Source organism: Hydrogenophaga sp. PAMC20947 (genome assembly GCF_004795855.1).
Classification (GTDB): domain Bacteria; phylum Pseudomonadota; class Gammaproteobacteria; order Burkholderiales; family Burkholderiaceae_C; genus Hydrogenophaga.
In genome coordinates this window covers 4075906-4098712 of record NZ_CP039252.1, presented here as the reverse complement: position 1 = coordinate 4098712, position 22807 = coordinate 4075906, and the positions used below count along the sequence as shown (strand labels likewise).

Here is a 22807-nt window from a genome sequence, read left to right as displayed (position 1 = left end):
GAGAAATAGTGATCGGTTGAGGCAATTTTTTGTGATCTCCCGATTTACCCTAGGAAAACTTTGCATCATCCCCCCGCTGCCCGTCCTGAACCTGAACCCCCGCAGCGCGTGGCTTTGCGGGCGATGCGCCCGCTGCCAGGCAGGCGCCGAAGTGGGTTCGGAACCGCAGGCCCAGCCACCTGAAGGCGGGAACCGCTGAGGAAAAAACGGAAACGGGCAGGGCGATCTGACCCAGACCTCGGCCAGGAAACGATGCGGCGCGGCGAAGGGGTTCAGCAAAGCCTGACGGCCCTGGAGGATTTGCGTCGCGCAACCTTGCTGGGGCCGCCACCGTCGCGGCGACCCTCCTCGCCTCAAGCCATGGTCAGGTCAACGCAGGCCAGGCCACCCGCACCCGCCAGCGCCGTTTGAACCGAGGTCGACGCTATGGCGACAAAGGGCTGTGCGCACGGCAACAGCCGCCGTCGTCAGAAGCAAAGAGACGCCCTGTGCGCCGAGCGCAAGAGGGTGTCCTTCGCAATGCAGGGGTCGTGGATTTTGGCTCGGCAACCCTGGCTGCAGCGAACGCGCTTGGCATCGCCATCCCTGGTCAACACCTGGGCATGCCAACGCTCGCCGCCGTGCTTTCGTTTCTCGTACATCGCACGACACCCAACTCGCTGATCTCGAGGGCTGACCCGTGTTCATCCCAGCAGCGCGGGCACCCAGTGGTTGATGGCCGCGCCACCGATCACCAACCAGCCAAACAGCATCAGCGCCAGCAGCAGCGGCTTGACACCGGCTTTGCGCACCGCGCCGATGTGGGTCGACAAGCCCAGCGCAGCCATCGCCGTCGCCAGCAGCGCGGTGTCGATCGCCGTCACGGCATCCACCCCCGAAACGGGCAGCCACTGCAGCGAGTTGAACAACACGACCGCAACGAAACCAAAGGCAAACCAGGGCACCGTGAGCCTGCCTTTGGCTTCGCCCTTGCCACCGCCTGCCTCCGGTGTTGCACGGGCCTGCCGGGCGTCATCGCGGGCCAGCCAGGCCGACAGCAGCATCAGAAAAGGCGCCAGCATCATCACCCGCACCATCTTGGCAATCACCGCCGAGTTGGCCGCTTCCGGGCCCACCGACTGTGCGGCGGCCACCACCTGGGCCACCTCGTGGATGGTGGAGCCGGCATAGATGCCAAAGGCGGTGGCACCACCCGGCATCAACGCCCAGTGGCGGTTCAACTCAAACAGCACCGGGTACAGGAAGATCGCCAAGGTGCCGAACACCACCACGGTGGCGACCGCCACTGTGACCTGCTCAGCGCGCGCCTTGACCACCGGCTCGGTCGCCATCACAGCAGCGGCGCCGCAGATGGCGCTGCCCGCGCCGATCAGCATGGCGGTCTTGCGGTCCAGCCCCAACCAGCGCGTGCCGATGAAACAAGCCAGTGCGAAAGTTGATCCCAGCACCAGCGCATCGACCACCACACCGGCGATGCCGACATGGCCAATGTCTTGCACCGTCAATCGCAGACCATAGAGCACCACACCCAGGCGCAGAAGGTGTTGTTTGGAAAAATTGACCCCCATGCCACAGGTGGCCGCGAAGCGCGGATACACCGTATTGCCCACCAACATGCCCAACACGATCGCCAGCGTCAGCGCGCTGAACCCGTGGTCTTGCAGCCAGGCGATGCGGCCCAACGCCATCCCGACCGCCGCCAGCCCACCGCTGAGCAACAGACCGGGCAGCAGGGCCGCGAGCTTGGTGAGGAACAGGCCGAATAGCTTTGGGCCGGAAGTTCGGGGAGGGGGACAGCCAAGGGCCTTGTGCATGGGGGAACTTGTTCTTGGGGATAGGGGGCGCATTGGTTTCAAGGCCCACTGTAGGGCTGCTTTTGATATCGGTCCAACAGCTTGTTTGGCTATCATCAACCTATCTGAAAGCTATAGATCTATTCGAATGATCGGCGTGAGTGCCCTTGACAACACCCCACCTGGGCGTCGCGCTGCGCTCAGGCGAAGCAATATCCGATCAACCATGAAACCAGGGGGACCCCATGAATGTGTTGCGACTCACGCTGCGCCAGTTGCAGATTTTTGTGGCCGTCGCGCGCACCGGCAGCACCACGGCGGCCAGCCAGGCCATTGCGCTGTCGCAATCGGCCACCAGCTCGGCGATCAACGAACTCGAGCGGCTGCTGTCACTGGATCTGTTCGACCGCGTCGGCAAGCGCCTGGTGCTCAACGACAACGGCCGCGCGCTGCTGCCGCAGGCGCTGGCCATACTGGATGGCGCGGCGTCGATTGAAAACATGTCCCACGACGGCAGCGCTCAGGCACAGTCGCTTCGCGTTGGCGCCAGCACCACGATTGGCAACTACGTGCTGCCCAGGCTGCTGGCTGGCTACGCCATGGCGCAGCAAATAGGCCAATCCAGCGCCTGGCGGTCGCGGGTGGTGATCGCGAACACTGCGGTTATCTGCGACGCGGTGGCCGCGTTTGAGCTCGACATCGGCCTGATCGAAGGCCCTTGCCACCAGCCCACGCTGAACGTCACCCCGTGGCTGCAAGACGAGCTCGTCGTGGTTGCGTCACCGGACAGTCCCTTGGTCCATAGCAACACACAGGGCGAGCGCATCCCTTTGCGCACGCTGCGAGAGCAGGTCTGGCTGGTGCGGGAAGCCGGTTCAGGCACACGCGAGGCCACCGATCAAGGCCTCTTGCCGCACCTGCGCTCTTACCGCCGCAGCATCGACCTGGGCAGCTCCGAAGCCATCAAGAATGCCGCCGCCGCCGGCCTGGGCGTGGCCTGCCTCTCGTCCTGGGTGGTCGAAGACGCCATCGCGGCGGGAAGACTCCGGCGCATCGAGACCACACTGCCCAGGCTCATGCGCCAGTGTTATCTGGTGGTGCATCGCCAGAAACTCCCGACGCCCGCGTTGCAGGCCTTTGTGGCTCAGGTGTCAGCGCCCACTTCAAACTGAATCCGCGTATCGGGCTTGAACCCGTGCAGGCAGACAAGCGCCATCCGCAGTGGACCACTCTGGTGGGGTGTTGTCGGGACGCCAGCAGACCCAGCGTGGGCACCCTTCCGCCCGGCTCCAGGCTTCCGCTCCGGCGCAGCGCAAAAGCCCGGTGCCAAGTTTGTCGGTATTTTTATCCTTGCCCAGATACCCGAAACACACGCGCAACCGTATGATCTTTAAATAAGTTCACGGGAAACTGGTGCCAAAAATATCCCGCGGGATCTGCGGGATACATCACGCTAGAACGCTCACGAATGCCACCCTCAATTCGCGCCTCACTCGGAAACATCACTGCACTCCAGGTGGAAGCCGTTGTGAACGCCGCAAATTCGTCATTGCTCGGAGGCGGCGGCGTCGACGGTGCGATCCATCGTGCAGCAGGGCCAGAACTCGTTCACGAGTGCCGCCTTTTGGCCGGCTGCAAGACTGGCGATGCCAAGCTCACGAAGGGCTACCGCTTGCCTGCCAAATACATCATTCACACAGTCGGCCCAGTATGGCGCGGCGGAACAAGTGGTGAGCCGGAACTCTTGGCATCCTGCTACCGGCGCTCAATCGAGGTAGCAGCCGCGAAAGGCGTCTCATCCCTGGCATTTCCCAGCATCAGCACTGGCATCTACGGATATCCAATCGAGCTCGCGGCAAAGGTCGCCGTCGCCACAGTCCGCGCCACATTGGCAAAGTTTCCCATCGTGGAGCAGGTTGTCTTCTGCTGCTTCTCCGCCAGCGATCTTGCGGTGTATGAAAGCGCGCTCCGCGAAGAAGCCGCCTAACCCGTCGTATACGGACTCCCCCACAAGGGCAAGAAACTGATGGATGTTTTGGCTGCTGGGGGAACGCCTTCAGTTGACTGTCTGGCCTCTACAGGGACTCTGTTGGGGTCCATGTCAGTATCGAATCATCGAAGCCCGCGCGCCGCTATGCTGTTGGCTTCGAGATGCCGCATGGTGGATATTCGCCTGCTCGCCCCCTTGTGCGCCGATTGCATTCAGATGCCAGCCGCAAGAAAACCGCCCAAACCCAACCCCTTGAACCAGAAAGACACCCATGCCCAAAGGCTACTGGATCGCACGAATCGATGTCGCTGACCTGGATCAGTACAAGCAGTATGTGGCGGCCAACGCCAAACCCCTTGCCGCATTCGGAGGCAGGTTCCTGGTCAGGGCCGGGGCATTCGAAGCGCCAGAGGGTTCGAACCGAAGCCGGAATGTGGTCATCGAATTCCCCAGCTACCAGGCCGCGCAGGATTGTTACCGGTCACAGGCCTACCAGGCCGCCATCCAGATCCGGCAGCCCGTCTCCAGCAGCGACCTGGTGATCGTCGAAGGTTATGACGGCCCCCAACCCGAATAACAGGCAAGGGTGTCGTCGGCTCGACAACACCGTTTGAGCCGAACCCCAACGCCTGTGGAATGCCGCAGGTGTATCGACCAGGCGCCGGTCATCCGGGCGCCTGGTGCTCGCTTACCTCTTGTCGAACCACGAATCGGTGGCCGTGCGTTCCCATTCACCGATCTGTTTTTCGGCGTCTTCCTTGCCCACGCCGTAGCGCGCCTGGATCTTGCCAGCCAACTGGTCCCGCCGACCCGCGACGACATCGAAGTCATCGTCGGTCAGCTTGCCCCACTGCTCCCGGGCTTGGCCAGTGACCTGTTTCCAGTTGCCTTGAATGCGATCCCAGTTCATGGTTTTCTCCCTGGACAGGTGTGTCTTCCCGAGCTCAGCAGCGCTTCACGCGGCACAAAATCATTGGCGAATGGCGGTCTCGTTCTTGACCGCCTGCACGCCCTTGACCTTCCAGGTCAGCTCCGTGGCGAGGGCTTGCTCTCTTGCGCTCTTGGCGAAGCCCGACAGCATGACCGTGCCTTTCAGCGTCTCGACACTGATAGCCGAAGCGTCAACTTCTTTGTCTTTGACGAAACGCGCCTTCACTGCGGTGGTGATCGCGGTGTCGTCTATGTAAGCACCGACGGACTCCTGGTCGCGGGTGACGGCACAGCCGGCGGTGGACAGCAGGGCGACCGTGGCGGCGATAGCGGCGAGTGTGTTGCGGGTGATCATGTTGATGCTCCAGTCAGGTTGAAAAGAAGGGATCCGTGGCTGCGGGTGGGTCTTGTGTCCCACACCGTGGCGCGAAGCCGGCGAACGCCTTGTGGTGCGGCCCCCGGTTCAGCTGAAGTTCCGTCAAGCGGATCCTTCACACCGATGAACCGACTGTAAGAACACCCATCCGTTTCGTACCTCGGCGCAAGCCGCCTCTGCGCGTAGGACAAGGCCTCGCTGTCGGTGGCTTGGCCCGCCAGATCAGGTGATCTATGCCGACGACGTTCCGCTGGATTCCGGCAAGGTCACCAACACCCGTGTACCGTGTCCGGGCGTGGAGAAAAGGGTCATCTTGCCGCCCTCGGCCTCGACACGAAAGCGCATGCCCAACAGGCCGAAGGCCGACTTTGCCGACTTTGCCGAAACGGTCAAGTCGAAACCGACACCGTCATCGCGCACGGCGACCTCCACCTGACCGTCGCGTGCGGCCAGGCTCACCCAGACCTGGCGCGCGCGCGCGTACTTGCTGATATTGGTGATGGCTTCCTGCACCAGGCGATAGACCATCAGCTCGGCATTGGCGTCCAGCTTGACGGGAGACAGCGCGCAGTCGACGGCGATGCCCGACTGATCGGCGAATTCCCGCGCCAGAATTTCCAGTGTCGCCACCAACCCCAGATTGCCCAGCGTCGAAGGACGCAGGTCTTCGATGATGCTGCGACCCAGGGCAATGCTCTGGTTCAGTGTGTGTACCAGGTGCTCCAACCGCTCCAGCGCCTCGGGCGCCTTGCCAGCCAGTCGGGATTTGATGCGCGCCGCGTCCAGCTTGGCCGACGTCAGCAGCGAACCGAGTTCGTCATGCAGGTTGCGCGCCAGCCGGTTGCGCTCGTCCTCGCGGGCGGTCTGCAGGTAGCGTGCCAGCTTGGTGAGCTGCGCTGTGCGCTGATCGACTTCAATTTCCAGCCGATCGCGTTCCGCCCGAACGACGTCTTTCAACCGCAGCTCCTGCCGCTTGAGCTCGTCGGTCCGCCGCAAAAACAAGTACAGCGCCAGCAGGCTGATGGCGGTCAGCAGCGCCATGCCAAGGCGCCGACCCAACAAGGTGGCGTAAAGCGTTTCGCGGCCAGCTTCGGCTTTCAGCGTCTGGGCATCCATCAATTCGGTGCCGAGCGCGCGAATGGCCTCCATCTGCTTCTTGTTGAGTGCGCTCAACACGATGTCGGTGCTGGCGGCGTTCTTGCCCTCGTCGTACAGGCGGATCGCTGCCGCCAGTTCTGCAAGTTTGATATCGGTCAAGGTATGCAAGGCGTTGAGCCCATCGAATTCGCTCGCGTCTGCGGCGTAGTACCGGTCCAGCCGCTTGAACGATTCGTCAATACCCTTGAGCGCCGCTTCATAGGGCGCCAGATACTCCTTGCGGGCGGTCAACAGGTAGCCGCGCTGCCCCGCCTCGGCGGCCAAGACGCTTTGCTGGAGCTGTTGAACGTCGCTGCGGGCATCGCCGATCGCGGCCAGATCGCTCAACGCCTTCACAGACTGCCAGTACGCGCCTTCGCTGATGATCACCATGGCCACCGCCGCAGCCACGGCCAGCGGCAAGACAATCCGCCTGCTTTTGAGGAGCAAAACCCGATTCATGCCCAGCCCCTAAGATGAAAGGGATGCAATGTCCCACAGCCAGCGCCTGCGCGCAATGGTCGACGGCGCTGCCCCAGCGCGCGCCAAGGCGGAGCAGCGCGCAGCCCGCACGGGCGGCACCTGACGATCGCGCCCAAACCAGCTTTGAGCAGGCCCATCAGGCCAGCGCGACAGGGCTGCCATCAGGGGATGCACCGGCAGCGAGCGCAGCGCAGTACTCGATCAGCACCTCGATGTCGTTGGATTTGTCAAACACCCGGTCCGCGCCCAGCGCCAGGCAGTTGCGGCGCATGACGGGTGTTGCGTAGTTGCTCAGTACCACCAGGCGGTAGCGCTGTGGCAGAGCCTGTGCCGCCCTCAACACGCCCAAACCGGAGCCGCTTTTAAGAAAAATGTCGACGATCACCAGGTCGACGGGATGGTCGAGATCGCTGAGCCAGCGCACAGCCGTCGCTTCGTCCACAGCGGTGCCCACGACCTTGGCCGATACCAGCTCTTCCAGCGTGGCGATCAGATTTTCTCGGATCACCGGGCTGTCTTCGACGAGGTAGATGTTAAGCAAGTGGATTGAAGGCGTGGTTGCGTTGCGGCGCGCAATCCCCGCCAGTGCCAAGGTGAACGTTTGAATCAGCGGAAGAAGCCATGTCGAGCGGTACAAACGTTGCCTGGTTGCCTGCGGACATGTCCGGTCAAGCATAACCCCCGCATGGCGCACAGGCAGTCGGTCGAAGCCACGGCATCCTGTAGGACAACGCCTACCTGCGGCCGGCGCCATGGGATGAGCACGGTGCGCCGTGCAGCAACGGCGTAGGACTTCGACTACTCCGTCGCGCGGCGCCGTCTGCTGTTCAGCTTGCGTGGTTGGGCGCAAGCTCAGGGCAGCCCTCGGATATTGCATGTCCCATGCAGCGTCCGCTCAGCTCGCGACCCGGTGGCCGTCTTGCTGGGAGCCCTGGGTATCGCCATTCAACTGCATCAGGAGAAATCAAATGCTGCAAACCATTGCCATCGTCCTCGTCGTGCTCTGGCTGCTGGGGATGGTCAGCGCCTACACCATGGGTGGCTTCATTCACATCTTGCTGGTTGTCGCGGTGATTGTGATCCTGCTGCGCGTCATTCAAGGTCGAAGCCTGTAACCTCACCCTGCGCCATTCTGCGGCGCGATCAAATTTCAATGCACAGACAACAGGAACAATGGACATGAACTCCATCAAAATGGCGGGTATCGCACTGGTCGTGGCCGGCGCGCTCGGCCTCGCTTACGGCGGCTTCAGCTTCACAAAAGAAACCCATGAGACCAAGTTGGGGCCCCTCACGCTCTCGGTCAAGGAGCAGCAGAGCGTCAACATCCCAGCCTGGGCGGGTGTCGGCGCCATCCTGATCGGCGGCGCGCTGCTGCTTTTCGGCGGCAAGCGAAGCTAGGCGCCTGCGCGGCAGAAGGGGTCGAAGCGAAAAGTGGCCCCAGCGAGGGCAGTTTTCGCCAGATTTGCAGCCGACGATCCTTCTGCCGCGCAGCCTCATAGGCTCGGCTCGCACCTTCTTCCCCATGCAAACGGGGTGTGGGCGGGCGCCCTGGACGCCACCCTGTCAGACCGCTGGCGGGCAGTGCGCAGCTGTCACCAGCGGCGTTGGCCGCTCATGCCCCCAGGATTTCGCCCAGCGGCTTGAGGTCATCGACATGGTCGCACACCGCCTTGACCATGAGCAAGATGGGAACGCCGAGCACCAGGCCCCAAACCCCCCACAGCCAGCCAAAGGCGAGCACGGCGACGAACACCGCCACGGCGTTCATGCGGCTGGCACGGCCCGTCAACCAGGGCGTGAGCAAATTGCCCGAGATGGTGTGGACCAGCAGAGAAACGCCGGCCACCAGCAGTGCCATCTCGACACTGCCGAACTGGACGAAGCCGACCAGTGCGGATCCTCCCGTCACCACCAGCGACCCAATGTAAGGAACGAAATTGAGCACGAAGGCCAACAGGCCCCAGACCGCCGCGTGCTCGACGCCGATGGCCCAATAGGCGAGCCAGGTCGCCACCCCCACAATGGCGCTGATCAGGACCTGCACGATCAAGTAGCGCCGAATCTGACCGGTAATCTGGTCGAGCGCGTGTACCGTGATCTTCCTGCGCGTCAGGGTCGGGCCGGCGAGTCTGACCAGCTTGCGGCGAAAGATGTCGCCAGATGCCAGCAGAAAGAAGGTCAGAAAGAGCACCACCGTGGCCTGCCCGATCGACGCCGCCATGCCGGGCATCTGAGCCCAAAGGAAGTCCTTCAAGTTGAATTGCGCGCGTTCGATTTGCACCCGGGTGACGCCACGCACTGCCGGGGTTGGCCCGGCGCCCTCCTTGGCAGCCGCTTCGAGCTGGGTGGCCGCCATCTGCACCTTGTCGATCGCCGTCGCGGGTTGATCGCGGGCAGCGCGTGCCGCCTGCCGGATCTTTTGTGCGGCGCGGGGCAGCGACTCAACGAACTGCGTTGCGTCATCGCTCAAGGCATAGGCGGTCCATCCGGCGCCGCCGACCAGCGCAATCATCAGCAGCGCAGCGGCAATGGCACGCGGAATGTGCAGTCGCTGCAGCCGGGTCACCGCCGGTGCCAAGGCATAGCTGAAGAGCAGGCTCAGCATCAGCGGGATGAACACCGCGCTGGCCCAGTGCAGCATGAAGACCGAGCCAAGCACCCCCAGAAGTGCCAGCCATACACCGCGATTGTCCAGTGGCCGGCGCAGCGCCTCTGGCGTCGGAGCGGATATCGGGAGATCGGCCTGCAGCTGCGCTGCAAGCGCGGCGGCAGGATCTCCAGGCGCAATGGGTGGTGTGTCGGGCATGCGGTAGCGTAATGCAGATGACCGTTGAGGCACCAAGTGATTGCCCGGATTGCAATTCAAGTCGGGCGGCACGTTTCGGGGTGGCTCGGGTCCCCGGTGACGGCCTGTTGTCCTACTTTTTCTTGCTGCCCTCTCTGATGGCCAGGATCCGATCAGAGGGGCACAATGGCTCTCATATGAGGCTGCGCGGCACCCCGTTTTCGACCCCTGCGACACACCACACAAGCGAGAGAAATCCATGAAAATTTTGGCCATGCTGACCCTTACCGGCGCGATCATGATGCCGGCCCACGCCGGCACCAACATCGGCATTTCGATCGGCATCAATGCACCTGGCCAATACGGGCGCATCGACATCAACAACTACCCCCAGCCAGTGCTTGTGTACGAGCAGCCGATCATCTTTGCGCCCACGCCGATCGCCGTGCATCGGCGCCCGATCTACCTCTATGTGCCGCAACGCCATCAGGCCAATTGGGGCCGCTATTGCAGCGCTTACAGCGCCTGCGGGCAGCCGGTGTATTTCGTGCGTGAAGCCTGGGTGCAGGAGGAGTACCACCGCGAACACGACAACCGCAATGGTCAAAAGAAGGACAAGAACAAGAACAAGGACAAGAAGAAGTACAAGAAGCACGATGGCCGGGGCAACTCAAAGTAATCCCATCGATGCCGACACCCCGTCCCTGCCGGGGTGCTTGATCTCCCAAGAAATCACCATGCGCCGCCACCGCGCAATGTTGGTCCAGGCTGTCACCGCCGCTGTCCTGCCGGGTGGGTGATCAATGCGGTTCAATGCTCCGTGGCGGGCGCTCTGCTGGGTGACTTGCAGCCGATGTTCCTTTTGCCGCGCAGGCTCCTGGTTGTGCGGCGAGCAGCGGCCCTCGATCGATGGGGCCATCCGATGCCCCTGTTGCGCGTCTGAAGCCATCAAGCGAACGTTTGTGCCTCGCGCGGAGGGGGCCCACCGACGCCCACGTGGTCGGCGGCCCCCCTTGGTAGGGTCTCGTTGCTGCTGCACGGCAGGACTGCTGCCTTTGTGACCCCAAGACCAGATGCCCGGGCACACCCGAGCGCCCTGTCAGTGCCCTTGGGCTGCCGCCTGGCCCTACAGCCAGGGCTGGGGTGCGCGGATGGGCAAGTGGCCAACCTCAAATGCGGTACAGCTGGCCATCCTGGATCTTGACGCGGTCTCCCTCGCGCAGATCGTCAATGCGCTGGTATTCGAACTGCACCGTGCCGCCGTTGTCCAGGCGCACGCTGATGCGGTAGATCTCACCATCGTTTTTGTTGCGTTTTTCGACTTCGTTGCCGATCAGGGCGCCGCCGACAACGCCGACCGCCGTGGCCGCATCGCGACCACTGCCACCGCCGACCTGGTGGCCGAGCACGCCGCCGATCACGGCGCCCAGGATGGCACCACCACCCGAAGTTGAGGCGGCTTTCGACACGGTCTCGATGCGGCTGACGTTACCGAACGTCACGCCTTGGCTGGTGGCCGCCGGCGTGTAGTAACCCGCTTCGTTGCGCGGCGGGTTCGACGAGCAGGCGGTGAGCATCACCAGCACAGAAATGGAACCGAGAATGGAGAGTTTGCGTAACATCATGGTATTGCCTCAATGGATTAATAGCCTACGTAACGGTACCAGTGGCCTGCAGCGCCTGGCACATCGGCTCTGTGTGGGTCACAATTTTCGCGCCACATCGCTGCGCTGGAATTCCTGGGTGCACGCCACCTGCCGATGGACACCCGGGAACCGGCGCTTCATTCAGCCCCTTGATCAGCCAGCGCAGCTGGCTTGCTCCGATCAAATTCGTCCCGTGAGCAGCAGCACAATGACGATGATGAGCACCAGCCCGAGGCCACCGCTCGGCCCATAGCCCCAGCTTTTGCTGTGGCCCCAGGCCGGAATCACACCGACCAACATCAGGATCAGGACAATCAACAGAATCGTTCCCAGGCTCATGGCGTTCTCCTCGCAGTTGGGGTTGTCAAAATCATTTCGCTGGAGCGGGCTCGACCACGATCACGGTCGTGCCGTCGCCTGTTGCGCCTGTTGCCCCCGTGTTGCCTTTGCTGCCGGTGTAGCCTGTCTCACCCGTGGCGCCGGTATCGCCCGTATTGCCGGTATTGCCGGTATCCCCGGTCGCCCCGGTGCTGCCGGTTTCGCCAGTGTTGCCCTTGCTGCCGGTGTAGCCCGTGTTGCCGGTATTGCCTGTTTCACCTGTGGCGCCTTGCGGACCCGCCGGACCAGGCACGGCAACAGGGACAGCGATCACGGCGGGGCGGTCGCAAGCGGCAAGGCTCAAGGTGGCCAGAAGGGCGGCCAGTACGATGGAAGGGTTCATGAACAGGACTCCTGATAAGTTGAATTGCCCCTGACCGTGGGCGCTGTCAAGCACCCGGGACATGGGTTGGAAACGGCCCGACACTCGGGGTCACTGCTTTGGATGGTGCTCTGAGTAGTGGGCAACCCCAGTCTGTGCTGCCCCGTGCGAATGGTCTGTCAGCCGTGCCCTATATCGATGTAGGACGGGAGGCAGCAGTGGGCATCGCCTGCGCCCTGATCGGGGCCATTGCGATGGCCATCGGCAAAGGACTCAGCGCCCGCCGAAGTGCGACCGCGCGCACCCGTTGCTGGCGATTCAGGGACGCACCCCGCTGTGGTGTCCTTTTTTGAACAGCCTCGCGTTGGGTTCGGGTGCCCATGGGTCGCTTGGCTTGTTCACCTTTTTAATGCCCCAGATGGGCTGCTCGAACGGCTCGCTGCTGCGCCTGGACATGGGCTCCCGAAGTTGCGCCACGCCATGAAAGGCGGCCCCGAAGGGCCGCAAGACACAGCGCGTTGCGCTTCTGCTCAAACCCGCGGCTCACCCTGCTCGTTGACAGGGACCGAGGCGCCGGGAGGCGTCGCCATCTGTACCCGATGCTCGATACCACGGAACACATAGGTGACATCCCAGTAGGCGGGCCGAGCCTGGCCAGGCGACGATGAGCAGCGTTGCACATTCTGCGTGGACGCTTGCGGGTCGCCAGTCGAGCCTCCGGCGTGGGCCCCGATGACAGCGCCGGTGATGGCGCCGACCCCTGTGGCCACATCCTTGCCTCTGCCGCCACCGACCTGGTGGCCGAGCACGCCACCGATCAAGGCGCCAATCAACGCGCCTGGGACATTGGGCGCGTTGCGCTCCTGCACCACCTGCTCACGCTCGACCCAGCAGCGTTGACCGCTGTCTTCGAGCACCGCGCGGACCGAGGTGATGGTGCCCTCAAAGACCCGCTCGTTTGGGCGACGGCCGTAATCGGTGACTGCGACCGGCGGAGGCGCATAGCGATCGTCGTTGACGCGTGCCGATCCGTTCACCGTCCGCACCGATGAAACACGGTCATTCAGACCCATGGCGGCCAGCGACCCATATTGCCCCGGGCGCAACACGGCGCAGCGGCCGAAGTAGCCCGCCTGGTCGCAGACTTCCCAACGCTCGCCGCGAACCACCGCGGATGAGGCGCGGTTGTTGAAGCCGCTGCGGCGGAAGTCGCCAACCGGTTCATCGGTGGTGAAGCTGCGGCCCTGGAAGCCCTCGAACTCATAAAAGACGATCTGGCTGACCTGCGCCGGGCGCGGCATCGGTGCGTAACGGTCGTCATCGATGCGCACGGCATCGCTCAAGGAGCGAACCGACGAGATGCGGTCGCCCAAGCCTATCGCGGCCAGCGAAGCATACTGGCCCGGACGCAAAACGGCGCAGCGGCCTTTGAACCTTGTGTCTTGGCAAACCTCCCAGCGCTCGCCGGTGACCACGACCGACGAGGCGCGGTCATTGAATCCGCTGCGGCGCAGGTCGCCCAGGGGTTCATCGGCTGTAAAGCTTTTGCCTTTGAAGCCCTCTTTTTCATAGAACACAGCCTGGCTCGTTTCAACCGGCGGGGGCATCGGCGCGTAGCGATCGTCGTCGACGCGTGCATTTCGGCTGACGGCCCGCACCGACGAGACGCGATCGTTCAGCCCCATGGCGGTCAGTGACGGATAGTCACCCCGTCGCAAGACGACGCAGCGGCCACGAAAACGCCTGTCCTCACAGACCTCCCAGCGGTCCGACCGGTCTCCCCGCACAGCGACCGACGAGGAGCGGTCGTTGAAGCCCTCGCGGCCCAGATTCTTGACGTCCTCGTTGGTGGTGAATGAACGGCCTTGAAATCCATCGCGTTCGTACAAAGTGACTTGTGCTGCGGCGTGGCCGGCCATCGCCAGCGCGGCCACAAGGAACGCCATTCTTGAGATTCTGTTCATGAAAGTCTCCGGTGAGGAGCAGGCAACACTGAGGCTCAAAATGAACGGCAGCACTCTTGCAATCATGGGAGTGTGCAAGATGGGCCGTCATTGGCCCGTCGGACATCGTCGTGACGCGGCGTAGCCGCTGTCCTACGCGGTCGGTCGGTGCGCGGGCCCATTGAGTGCTGAGCAGAACCCGCTGGGAATGGATTCGGGCCAACGGCGAGGCGCCCGCCATGCCGATCGACTTGCACGCTGCCATTGGGCCGGCGCCATGAACCATGGCAACCCGTTCACTTCAAGCAGGTTCTTTTCAATCAGGAACCCTGCAAACACTGCTTCAGGTAGAACTGCGCCATGCCATCCCCCGACATGCGACCCATGTAGGCGAAACGCGTGGCACCCGGCAGTTTGGTCTTGTAGAAGTCGTGTTGCGCGGAAGGGATGTTGCCCGGCACAGGCTGGGCCGACAGCTGGGCAACCGCCTTGTCCACCGCAAGGCCCTGCTTCTTCAAGGCGACGGCTTCGCGGGTCTGCTCTGACAACGCTTGGCAGGCGGCTTCAGGGCCGGGGGCTGCCAAAGCCGAGCCGATGCCCGACACCACAAGAAACGCAGACAGCGCGATCGTTTTTGACTTCATGGGGTGGTCCTTGGATACCGCTTGAAGGCTCAAGCGGGTCAACCATTCTGGCATCGGTCCGGACGGAACTCAACAGCGCCGATTGGCAGGCCGAGGGTCCGCGTCCAGAGGTGTGCCATCCATCAATGGCGCTCAGGCACCTGATCGGCCTCATCGCCCCACACGCGGTTGATCTTGCGGCCTCGTGCGACTGCAGGGCGGGCTTTGATCGATGCGGCCCAGCGCTGCACGTGGGTGTATTCCTGCACCGACAGGAACTCGGCCGCGCTGTACAGCAGGCCTTCCACCAACGCACCGTACCAGGCGTAGATGGCGATGTCGGCGATGGTGTATTCGCTGCCGGCGATGTAGGCGCGTTCAGCCAGTGCGCGGTCGAGCACGTCGAGCTGGCGCTTGACTTCCATGGCAAAGCGGTTGATCGGGTATTCGAACTTCTCGGGCGCATAAGCGTAGAAGTGGCCAAAACCACCACCCAGGTAGGGCGCTGAGCCCATTTGCCAAAACAGCCAGTTCATGACTTCGGCGCGCGCGGCGGGCTCTTTGGGCAGGAAGGCGTCAAACTTGTCGGCCAGGTAGAGCAGGATCGAACCCGACTCGAACACGCGGGTGGGCGTTTCGGTGCTGCGGTCGAGCAAGGCGGGGATCTTGGAATTCGGGTTGATGTCCACAAAGCCGCTGGTGAACTGGTCGCCATCGCCAATTTTGATCAGCCAGGCGTCGTATTCGGCACCGGTGTGGCCCAGGGCCAGCAGCTCTTCCAGCATGACCGTGACCTTCACCCCGTTGGGCGTGGCCATGGAGTACAGCTGCAAGGGGTGTTTGCCCACGGGCAGTGCCTTCTCGCTGGTGGCGCCGGCGATGGGGCGGTTGATGTTGGCAAACTGGCCGCCGTTGGCCTGATCCCAGGTCCAGACTTTGGGCGGGGTGTAGGGGGTGGTTTTGTCGGTCATGGTGTCAAGCCTGGCGGCTGAAGTAGAGCAGGAACAGAAAGGCGCCCTGTGGCGGCCGCGGACCTGTACATCGTATGGCTTGATGGCCTGGCGCGCTGAGCGCCCCGGCAATTAACCGCACTCAAGCCGTCACCCCTGCCCATACCCCTGCAGGGCGCACGCCGTTGGTGTAGGGCACGCCCGCCCCGTGTGGGCGCGGCGCATGAGACCATCGAACGGTCCACCCCGCGCCGTGTTCGGCGCCCTCTGATTCTTTGCCTTGCCACCCATGAACCCAAACCAGGATTTCCAGACCGCCGCCCACGCCCTCGGCGCCCGCTTTATCGAATGCGCCCTGGCCGATTTCAGCTCATTGGCCCGGGGCAAATTGCTGTCCACGGACGAATGGGTCGGCCAGGCGGGCTGCCGCCTGCCCAATGTGTTGTTTGGCATGACGGTCACGGGCGGCTGGCCCGAGCACCTGTTTGGCGACCTCATGCCCAAGGGCTATGGCGATATGCAGCTGGTGCCCGATCTGAGCACTCTGCGCGCCCGCCCCGGGCGGCCTGGCGAAGCCACGGTCTTGTGCGAGCCGTCGGGGCGCTGGCAGGCCCAGTCGCTGGGGCGCGAGCTCGACGCCAGTGAGCTATCACCGCGCGCGCTCCTCAAAAAGGTGGTGGCGCAATACGCCGGGCTGGGTCTGCAAGCCACCGTGGCGCCCGAGCTGGAGCTGTTTTTGCTCCGCCGCGAAGGTGATGGGGTCGACTGCGCGCGGGCCCGGCCCGATGCACCGGTGCAGGAAAGGTCTTGCGACCAGTACTCCCTGGAGCGCATGGCCCACTTCGAACCGTTTTTTGATGCGCTGTATGCCGGCTGCGACACGCTGGGCATCCCGCTGTCGGGCCATTTGCACGAGGCCGCCCGTTCGCAGTACGAGGTGAACTTTCGCCCAGGCCCCGCACTGGAACAGGCCGACGCGGTGTTCCGCTTCAAACGGCTGGCGCGCGAGATCGCTGCCCGCCAGGGCTTTCTGGCCAGCTTTGCGGCCAAGCCGTTTCTCGACCAGCCCGGCACCGGCATGCACTGGCATTTCAGCCTGCAACGCCCCGACGCCGACTGGCCCCATGTGTTCGCCGCGCCCGATGGCCAGGCTTCGCCCGAGTTGATGCACTTCATCGCCGGTCTGCAGACCTACACGCCAGCAGCCATGGCCCTGTTTGCCCCCTACGACATGTCGTTTGACCGCATCGCCCTCAGCGATTCATCGCCCACCCATGCCGATTGGGGCTTTGATGACCGACTGGCGGCTTTCCGCATCCCGGCGGCCCACTCGGCGGCCGCGGTGCGGGTGGAGAACCGCTTGCCCGGCGGCGACGCCAGCCCCTACCTGGCCGTGGCCGCGACCATGGCCATGGGCCTGGCGGGGTTGCAGGAAGCGCGTTTGCCCCTGGCGGGCAAGCCCGAGGCGCTGCGGCTGCCGCGATCGCTGCCCGAAGCGCTGGACGCTCTGGAGCGCAGCAGCGCCACACGCACCCTGATGGGCGATGCGCTGATGGACTTGTATGTGGCGCTCAAGCGCAACGAACACGACGAACGCAGCGCCATGGCAGACCCACGCCAAGACTGGGATTTGAAACACCTGATCGAACTGGCCTGAGGCACAGGCCGAACTTGGCCCCGGCAACGCCAGGCGCTCAGGGCTTGGCCGGCTGGCTGGGCGCGCGGCTCAGCGTGTTGTTCTCTTCAACCAGCAAGCTGAGCAGGCGCATGAAAGTTTTGCGCTGTTCGGGTGCCAGTGGCGCGAGGATCTGATCCTGGGTGCGCAGCATGGCCGGCAGAGTGGCCGTCAAGGTGGCTTCGCCTTCGGCGGTCAAAAAGAGCTGCCGGGCGCGCCGGTCTTCAGCCGATGTGCGCCGCTCCATCCAGCCACGGACTTCCAGCCGGTCCACCACGCCACCGGTGGTGGACGTGTCGAGGGCAATGCCGCGCGCCAGCGTGCGCTGGTCAAGGCCCGGCTGGTTGTGGACGCGCTGCAAGGCGGCGTACTGCACCGGCGTCACGCCCAGGTCTCCCACCTCTTGCAGAAAGATCCCGACCGAGATCTGGTGCAGGCGGCGGATGGCGTGGCCGGGCTGGAGATTGATGTCGACGTCGGTCGATGCGGGGATGGGCTTCACGGCTCGGTGGGCGCTCTCAGGCGCGGTTGGGCAAAGAGATTTTGCGTGGCACCACTGTACCCTTTACGCCCAGCGCCAGGCACACCATCGAGCCCGGGATTCCGGCGGTTTTGCCTTCGAGCGCAGAACAAGGTGGGCGCCGCCGACCGTGCTGTCGCGCGGCAAGGCCAACCGCATCAAGTGCCACAGAAGGTCTGGTAACCCGCCTGCTGCTCGACCGATGCGGGCAGGGCATAGGCCTCGGAACCCGGTTGCACGTCGAAGGGCGCTTTCAGCACCGTCAGCAAGCGTTCGAAAGGCACAAGATCACCGCGCTCGGTGGCGGCCTGCAGCGCTTCTTCCACCCGGTGGTTGCGGGGGATGTACAGCGGGTTGGCCGCGCGCAACGCGACCGCCAGCTGCGGCGGCGACTTCCCGCTGCTCACCAGCCGTTGTTGCCAGCGCTGCAACCAGGCCAGGAGCGGCTCACGGCCAGGCGGCGCTGCCAGCGCCATCATCTCGGGCGCCTGGCCGTCGGTTGCTTCGACGGCATCGGCGAGGTGGCGAAAAGCGAGCGTGTGGTCCATGCCTTGCGTGTGCAGCAATGCCAGAAAGTCTTCGATCAGTGCTGTGTCTTCTGCGTCGTTGCCACTCGACACCAAACCCAGCTTGCGGCGGAACACGGCCAGCCATTGCGCCTGGTACAAGGCCGGAAATGCATCGATCACGTCGGACACCAGGGCGATGGCCTGGTCGCTGTCTTCGTGCACCAGCGACAACAAGGCTTCGGCCAGCCGCGCCAGATTCCAGCGGGCGATCAGGGGCTGGTTGGCGTAGGCATAGCGGCCATCGCGGTCGATGGAGCTGAACACCGTGTCGGGCGCATGCGCTTCCATGAAGGCGCAGGGGCCGTAGTCGATGGTTTCGCCCGAGATCGTCATGTTGTCGGTGTTCATCACCCCGTGGATGAAGCCCACGCCCATCCACTGGGCGATCAACGTGGCCTGCCGCTCGGCCACGCGGCGCAAGAGGCCCAGGTATTGATCGGGCTGACCGGCCAGATCGGGGTCGTGGCGGTTGATGGCGTAGTCGGCCAGGCGCTTGAGCTTTTCCTGGTCTTCGCGGGCCGCAAAAAACTGGAAGGTACCCACACGCAGGTGGCTGGCTGCCACGCGCACCAACACGGCACCCGGCAGCGGCCGCTCGCGAGCGACCTGCTCACCGGTGGCAATGGCAGCGAGCGCTCGCGTGGTGGGAATGCCCAGCGCCTGCATGGCCTCGCCCATCAGGTACTCCCGAAGCACCGGCCCCACGGCGGCTTTGCCATCGCCGCCGCGCGAAAACGGCGTGCGGCCCGAGCCCTTGAAAGCGATGTCGCGCCGCTGCCCCTGGGGGTCGACCACCTCGCCCAGCAACAGCGCGCGGCCGTCGCCCAGCTGCGGCGAAAAATGGCCAAACTGGTGGCCCGCGTAGGCCTGCGCGACAGGGCTTGCTCCGGTGGGCAAAGCCTGGCCCGAGAAAACGGCCAGACCGTCTGCCCCAGCGATGGCATCGGCGTTCAACCCCAATGCCTGAGCGAGTTCGGTGTTCAAAGCGAGCCAGCTGGGCTGCGGTGCCGGGCTGGGGTTCCAGGGCGCATGCAGGCCCGTGAGCTCATTGGCGTAGCTGTTGTCCAGCACCATGCCGAGCTGAGCGGCATCCACTCGCGGCAAGCTGGCTGGGCGGGGATCGGCGGAAACAGACATGGTGGCTTTCAAACGCAAGAACAGAGCGCTCATGATCGCGCAAAACGCGGGGCCGGGTCGGCCGTGGGGTTGTCGCGGGCGACAACCGGTTGCCTGGCGCGGCTCGCCTTGCTGTGACACGATCGCTGTGTTGAGACCGCCTTTCACCCACGCCCTTCACTGGCGAAGTTCACGACCGCATGCCCCTGTCCGCCTCTCCCCCGCCCAACGAGCCCGCCCAAGGCCTGCGCGATTTGACCGCGCAATTCCCCTTTCCGGGCCGGCTGGAGGCCATCTGGGTGCGGACGCAACGGCGGGGCCAGATGCAACGGCTGGACACGGCACAGGCCGAGGTCGGACGGGGTTTGCTGGGGGACCACCGGGCGAGCCGGTTTCGGGAAGATCAGGCCCAACGCAGCCGGGAGATCACGCTGATCCAGGCAGAGCACTTGCCGCTGGTGGCGCAATGGACGGGACTGGAGACAGTGGAAGCCGGCCTGCTGCGCCGCAACCTGGTCATCAGCGGGATCAACCTGTTGGGTCTTCGCTCACCGTTCCCCGATGCCAGGCTGGTCTGGCAATTGGGCGACGAGGTGTTGCTGCAGATCACCGGGCCTTGTGACCCGTGTTCCCGCATGGAGGCGCTGCTGGGGCCTGGCGGCTACAACGCCATGCGGGGCCATGGCGGCCTCACGGCGATGCTGCTGCGGGGTGGCTGCATCAGGGTGGGCGACACGCTGCATCCCTTCGCTGGGCCGAAGCCCCAGGCAGAGACACCGGGCTCAGGCACATGACCCCTGCGCGCCCGACCGCCTGCAACGCGGGGCACAATGGGCCGATGGACTCCGATACCTCAACACGACGAAACTGGTTGCGCCGCTGTGGGTGGGCGCTGGCGATGGGCGCTGGCCTGCCCAACAGCTGGGCGAGCGATGCCGCTGACGACAACGGCGACGGGCCTGGCCGCGCGGTGTCCAAGCCGCAGTTGCTGGAGATGCTCAAGCCCCATTTTCCGGTGGGCTACCAGGTGGCCGGGTTTCTCACCCTGAGGGTGCAACAACCCCGGCTCGATCTGCTGTCCCAGGACAACCGCATGAATGCGGACATGGACGTGGTGGCCGAGGGCCCTGCGCTGAACCGGCCGCAGACAGGCCAGCTCAATGTCGGCTTTGGCCTGCGTTATGAGGCCAGCGACCGCACGGTACGCGCCCACCAGCTGCGCTTCAACAGCCTGCAGTTTCCGGGGCTGCGTCCCGAGGCCAGCGCGCTGATTCAAGTGTACGGGCCAGCCCTGACCGAAGCCGCGTTGCAGGAAGTGGTCTTGCACCAGCTGGAGGCGCGAGACCTGACCATGCTCGACGCCCTGGGTCTGCGGCCCGGCAAGATCCGCATCACAGACACAGGCCTACACATCGCATTCGAGCCCAAGCCCCTTTAACGCAGGAAACAAAGCCGGCGCCTGACCGGGCTCCCAGGCCGGCCACCTGGCCATCACCTGCTCGAAGGCCGCGCTGGTCAACCAATGGTTCAACCAGCGCTGCAGATGCGGCAATGGTCTGCCTGCGAAGCCAACCGGGTCCACCCCCGCCCACTGGCGCACAAACGGGAACAACGCCACATCGCTCAACCCCGGCCGCTCGCCCGCGAGGAACGGCTGACTGGCCAGGGTGTGATTCATCGGCACCAGCATCAGACGCTCGCCTTCGGCCCGGTGCTCGACCACGCTGCGTTCCGGGTGGCGCTCGGGGTATTTGTAGGCATCGAGTGCGCCCTTGAAAGCGCCGTCGTTCAAAACGATCCAGGCTTGCTGCGGCGCAGCATCGGCCCCATTGAGCCACCCCTGGGGGTCTTGTTGGGTTAGCGCCCAGCGCATCACATCCAGACTTTGTTCGATCACCTGAACAGCCCCACCCAGCGTGTTGACCAACACCGGCACGGTCGCCTTGGGCGACACGTCCAGCAAGGCCTGTGGCTTGTTCCGCAACACCACTTCGCGCAGTTCCACCACCACGCCCGCCGCCAGCACAGCCATGCGCGCGCGGATCGCATAAGGACAGCGCCGGAAGGAGTAAAGAACGGGGTGAATCCCCAAGGAGTCGGAACGCGCAACGTGCATGGGGTCCATCCTAAGGGCGTCGGCCCATCATGGCCAAACGCAAGCGAACCGGCCCGCACAGGGACCCATGCATTTTCCCCATTTCACAAATGGGCCGAAGAACCCTATACTAACCATCAGTATGCTTACCAATTGCATGCCCGCCCTGCCAATCGCCCTGTCTGGAGACCCCGATGAACACCCACTCAACCGCAACCGAACTGCCCGTGCTGATCGCTGGCGGGGGTATTGGTGGCCTATCGGCGGCGCTGGCGCTGGCGCGGCAAGGCTTGCACGTCAAGGTGCTGGAGCAGGCCACCGAGCTGGGCGAGATCGGCGCCGGTATCCAGCTGGGGCCCAACGGCTTTGCTGCTTTTGACGCGTTGGGCATTGGCGACCAGGCCCGTGCCCTGGCGGTGTACACCGACGAGATGGTGATGCACGACGCGCTGGACGAAACGCTTGTGGGCCGCATTCCGGTGGGTGAAGCGTTTCGCGCCCGCTTCAAGAACCCCTATGCCGTGATCCACCGGGCCGACATGCACGGCGCCCTGCTGCGGGGTGCGATGGCCAGCGGCTTGATCGAATGCGTGACCTCCACCAAGGTGGCGCGCCTGGAACAAGACGCACTGAGCGTCACCGCGATCGACACCCAAGGCGGGCGCCACGTGGGCATGGCGCTGGTGGGGGCCGACGGCGTGAAATCGGCCGTGCGCCAGCAGTTGGTGGGCGACGAAGCCCGGGTGTCGGGCCATGTGGTGTACCGCGCGGTGGTCGACAAAGCCGACTTTCCCGAGGACCTGCGATGGAATGCCGCGGCGATCTGGGTCGGGCCCAACTGCCACCTGGTGCACTACCCGCTGCGGGGCGGCGAGCAATACAACGTGGTGGTGACTTTCCACAGCCGCGACAAAGAAGAATGGAGCGTCACCGAAGGCAGCCGCGAAGAAGTGCTGAGCTATTTCGAGGGCATCTGCCCCAAGGCGCGCCAGCTGATCGAATTGCCCAAAGACTGGAAGCGCTGGGCCACCGCTGACCGCGACCCGATCGCACAATGGACCTTTGGCCGCGTCACCTTGCTGGGCGACGCCGCCCACGCCACGCTGCAATACCTCGCGCAAGGCGCTTGCACCGCCATGGAAGACGGCGTGACACTGGGCGAAGCCATGCGGGTGCACCACAACAACATCCCCCTGGCCTTTGCGCACTACGAACGATCCCGGGTGGCACGCACCGCGCGCGTGGTGTTGAGCTCCCGAGAAATGGGCCGGATTTACCATGCCCATGGCGTGGAGCGCCTGGTGCGCAACGACCTCTGGAAAGGCCGTACACCCGAACGTTTTTACGATGCGATGGAGTGGTTGTATGGGTGGAACGTTGAAAACTGCCTGAACACTTGACCCACCTCCGCCGCGACGTTCCGGGCGGCGGTCACTTCACCCCAACTGCCCCGACCATCTTTGGAGACTCATC

The 22807-nt window shown here is 64.1% G+C and carries 25 protein-coding genes; 10 read left to right on the top strand and 15 right to left on the bottom strand.

Going from position 1 to position 22807, the window contains the following annotated elements:
• Nucleotides 1-683 precede the first annotated feature (683 nt).
• Nucleotides 684-1814 carry a YeiH family protein gene (locus E5678_RS18745; RefSeq protein WP_136179938.1) on the bottom strand — a complete coding sequence of 377 codons (1131 nt, stop codon included), beginning with the start codon at nucleotides 1812-1814 and terminating at the stop codon, nucleotides 684-686.
• Between the two features lie 224 nt (nucleotides 1815-2038).
• On the opposite strand from E5678_RS18745, the gene E5678_RS18740 reads away from it, so the two are divergent.
• From E5678_RS18740 to E5678_RS18730, 3 genes are all read left to right on the top strand, one after another.
• A complete protein-coding gene (locus E5678_RS18740) occupies nucleotides 2039-2965 on the top strand; it encodes a LysR family transcriptional regulator (RefSeq protein ID WP_136179937.1) in 927 nt (308 codons plus the stop codon).
• A 296-nt stretch (nucleotides 2966-3261) separates the two neighbouring features.
• Nucleotides 3262-3780 (top strand): O-acetyl-ADP-ribose deacetylase, encoded by a 519-nt coding sequence (locus E5678_RS18735; protein WP_136179936.1) that lies wholly within the window; start codon nucleotides 3262-3264, stop codon nucleotides 3778-3780.
• Between the two features lie 274 nt (nucleotides 3781-4054).
• A complete protein-coding gene (locus E5678_RS18730; protein ID WP_136179935.1) occupies nucleotides 4055-4360 on the top strand; it encodes a DUF1330 domain-containing protein in 306 nt (101 codons plus the stop codon).
• 111 nt (nucleotides 4361-4471) lie between these two features.
• Here E5678_RS18730 and E5678_RS18725 read toward each other — a convergent pair whose 3' ends face one another.
• The 4 genes from E5678_RS18725 to E5678_RS18710 form a co-directional block, all read right to left on the bottom strand.
• A complete protein-coding gene (locus E5678_RS18725) occupies nucleotides 4472-4693 on the bottom strand; it encodes a CsbD family protein (RefSeq protein ID WP_136179934.1) in 222 nt (73 codons plus the stop codon).
• 60 nt (nucleotides 4694-4753) lie between these two features.
• Nucleotides 4754-5068 carry a BON domain-containing protein gene (locus tag E5678_RS18720; protein WP_136179933.1) on the bottom strand — a complete coding sequence of 105 codons (315 nt, stop codon included), beginning with the start codon at nucleotides 5066-5068 and terminating at the stop codon, nucleotides 4754-4756.
• A gap of 252 nt (nucleotides 5069-5320) precedes the next feature.
• Nucleotides 5321-6688, bottom strand: coding sequence for a CHASE3 domain-containing protein (locus E5678_RS18715; RefSeq protein WP_136179932.1), 1368 nt, complete (start codon nucleotides 6686-6688; stop codon nucleotides 5321-5323).
• A gap of 157 nt (nucleotides 6689-6845) precedes the next feature.
• Nucleotides 6846-7256, bottom strand: coding sequence for a response regulator (locus tag E5678_RS18710; RefSeq protein WP_247597051.1), 411 nt, complete (start codon nucleotides 7254-7256; stop codon nucleotides 6846-6848).
• Nucleotides 7257-7677: 421 nt separating this feature from the next.
• Here E5678_RS18710 and E5678_RS18705 point away from each other — a divergent pair, with 421 nt between their 5' ends.
• On the top strand, nucleotides 7678-7824 hold the full coding sequence (locus tag E5678_RS18705) for a lmo0937 family membrane protein (protein ID WP_136179930.1): 147 nt from the start codon (nucleotides 7678-7680) through the stop codon (nucleotides 7822-7824).
• Between the two features lie 64 nt (nucleotides 7825-7888).
• Nucleotides 7889-8110 carry a hypothetical protein gene (locus E5678_RS18700; RefSeq protein WP_136179929.1) on the top strand — a complete coding sequence of 74 codons (222 nt, stop codon included), beginning with the start codon at nucleotides 7889-7891 and terminating at the stop codon, nucleotides 8108-8110.
• A 214-nt stretch (nucleotides 8111-8324) separates the two neighbouring features.
• Here the strand turns inward: E5678_RS18700 and E5678_RS18695 are convergent, their stop codons facing one another.
• Nucleotides 8325-9518, bottom strand: coding sequence for an AI-2E family transporter (locus E5678_RS18695; RefSeq protein ID WP_136179928.1), 1194 nt, complete (start codon nucleotides 9516-9518; stop codon nucleotides 8325-8327).
• Nucleotides 9519-9756: 238 nt separating this feature from the next.
• Between E5678_RS18695 and E5678_RS18690 the strand changes: the two genes are divergently transcribed.
• Entirely contained in the window at nucleotides 9757-10176 is a 420-nt protein-coding gene (locus tag E5678_RS18690; RefSeq protein WP_136179927.1) for a hypothetical protein, read from the top strand.
• A gap of 490 nt (nucleotides 10177-10666) precedes the next feature.
• Here E5678_RS18690 and E5678_RS18685 read toward each other — a convergent pair whose 3' ends face one another.
• From E5678_RS18685 to yghU, 6 genes are all read right to left on the bottom strand, one after another.
• The gene (locus tag E5678_RS18685; RefSeq protein WP_136179926.1) at nucleotides 10667-11122 is read right to left on the bottom strand and encodes a glycine zipper 2TM domain-containing protein; all 456 of its coding nucleotides are present in this window, start codon (nucleotides 11120-11122) and stop codon (nucleotides 10667-10669) included.
• Nucleotides 11123-11323: 201 nt separating this feature from the next.
• Entirely contained in the window at nucleotides 11324-11482 is a 159-nt protein-coding gene (locus E5678_RS18680; RefSeq protein ID WP_136179925.1) for a DUF3309 family protein, read from the bottom strand.
• A gap of 31 nt (nucleotides 11483-11513) precedes the next feature.
• Nucleotides 11514-11864, bottom strand: a complete 351-nt coding sequence (locus tag E5678_RS22845) for a collagen-like protein (protein ID WP_136179924.1) — start codon at nucleotides 11862-11864, stop codon at nucleotides 11514-11516.
• Nucleotides 11865-12373: 509 nt separating this feature from the next.
• Nucleotides 12374-13807: a beta/gamma crystallin-related protein gene (locus E5678_RS18670; protein ID WP_210731948.1), complete on the bottom strand. Its 1434-nt coding sequence runs from the start codon at nucleotides 13805-13807 to the stop codon at nucleotides 12374-12376.
• A 299-nt stretch (nucleotides 13808-14106) separates the two neighbouring features.
• Nucleotides 14107-14430: a hypothetical protein gene (locus E5678_RS18665; protein WP_136179923.1), complete on the bottom strand. Its 324-nt coding sequence runs from the start codon at nucleotides 14428-14430 to the stop codon at nucleotides 14107-14109.
• Nucleotides 14431-14552: 122 nt separating this feature from the next.
• Nucleotides 14553-15380 (bottom strand): glutathione-dependent disulfide-bond oxidoreductase, encoded by an 828-nt coding sequence (yghU, locus tag E5678_RS18660; protein ID WP_136179922.1) that lies wholly within the window; start codon nucleotides 15378-15380, stop codon nucleotides 14553-14555.
• Nucleotides 15381-15648: 268 nt separating this feature from the next.
• Here yghU and E5678_RS18655 point away from each other — a divergent pair, with 268 nt between their 5' ends.
• A complete protein-coding gene (locus tag E5678_RS18655; RefSeq protein WP_136179921.1) occupies nucleotides 15649-17016 on the top strand; it encodes a glutamine synthetase family protein in 1368 nt (455 codons plus the stop codon).
• Nucleotides 17017-17053: 37 nt separating this feature from the next.
• Here E5678_RS18655 and E5678_RS18650 read toward each other — a convergent pair whose 3' ends face one another.
• Together E5678_RS18650 and E5678_RS18645 are read right to left on the bottom strand one after the other, a co-directional pair.
• Nucleotides 17054-17536, bottom strand: coding sequence for a MarR family transcriptional regulator (locus E5678_RS18650; protein ID WP_210731947.1), 483 nt, complete (start codon nucleotides 17534-17536; stop codon nucleotides 17054-17056).
• A 176-nt stretch (nucleotides 17537-17712) separates the two neighbouring features.
• Nucleotides 17713-19293 carry a protein adenylyltransferase SelO gene (locus E5678_RS18645; RefSeq protein WP_247596826.1) on the bottom strand — a complete coding sequence of 527 codons (1581 nt, stop codon included), beginning with the start codon at nucleotides 19291-19293 and terminating at the stop codon, nucleotides 17713-17715.
• Between the two features lie 146 nt (nucleotides 19294-19439).
• Here E5678_RS18645 and E5678_RS18640 point away from each other — a divergent pair, with 146 nt between their 5' ends.
• Entirely contained in the window at nucleotides 19440-20033 is a 594-nt protein-coding gene (locus tag E5678_RS18640) for an MOSC domain-containing protein (protein WP_136179920.1), read from the top strand.
• Between the two features lie 44 nt (nucleotides 20034-20077).
• A complete protein-coding gene (locus E5678_RS18635) occupies nucleotides 20078-20677 on the top strand; it encodes a DUF1439 domain-containing protein (protein WP_136179919.1) in 600 nt (199 codons plus the stop codon).
• Here E5678_RS18635 and E5678_RS18630 read toward each other — a convergent pair.
• Complete coding sequence (locus E5678_RS18630) at nucleotides 20645-21355, bottom strand: glutathione S-transferase (protein ID WP_136179918.1); 711 nt, start codon at nucleotides 21353-21355, stop codon at nucleotides 20645-20647. The genes E5678_RS18635 and E5678_RS18630 overlap by 33 nt on opposite strands.
• Before the next feature lie 173 nt (nucleotides 21356-21528).
• Here E5678_RS18630 and E5678_RS18625 point away from each other — a divergent pair, with 173 nt between their 5' ends.
• Complete coding sequence (locus E5678_RS18625) at nucleotides 21529-22734, top strand: 3-hydroxybenzoate 6-monooxygenase (RefSeq protein WP_136179917.1); 1206 nt, start codon at nucleotides 21529-21531, stop codon at nucleotides 22732-22734.
• Nucleotides 22735-22807 lie beyond the last annotated feature (73 nt).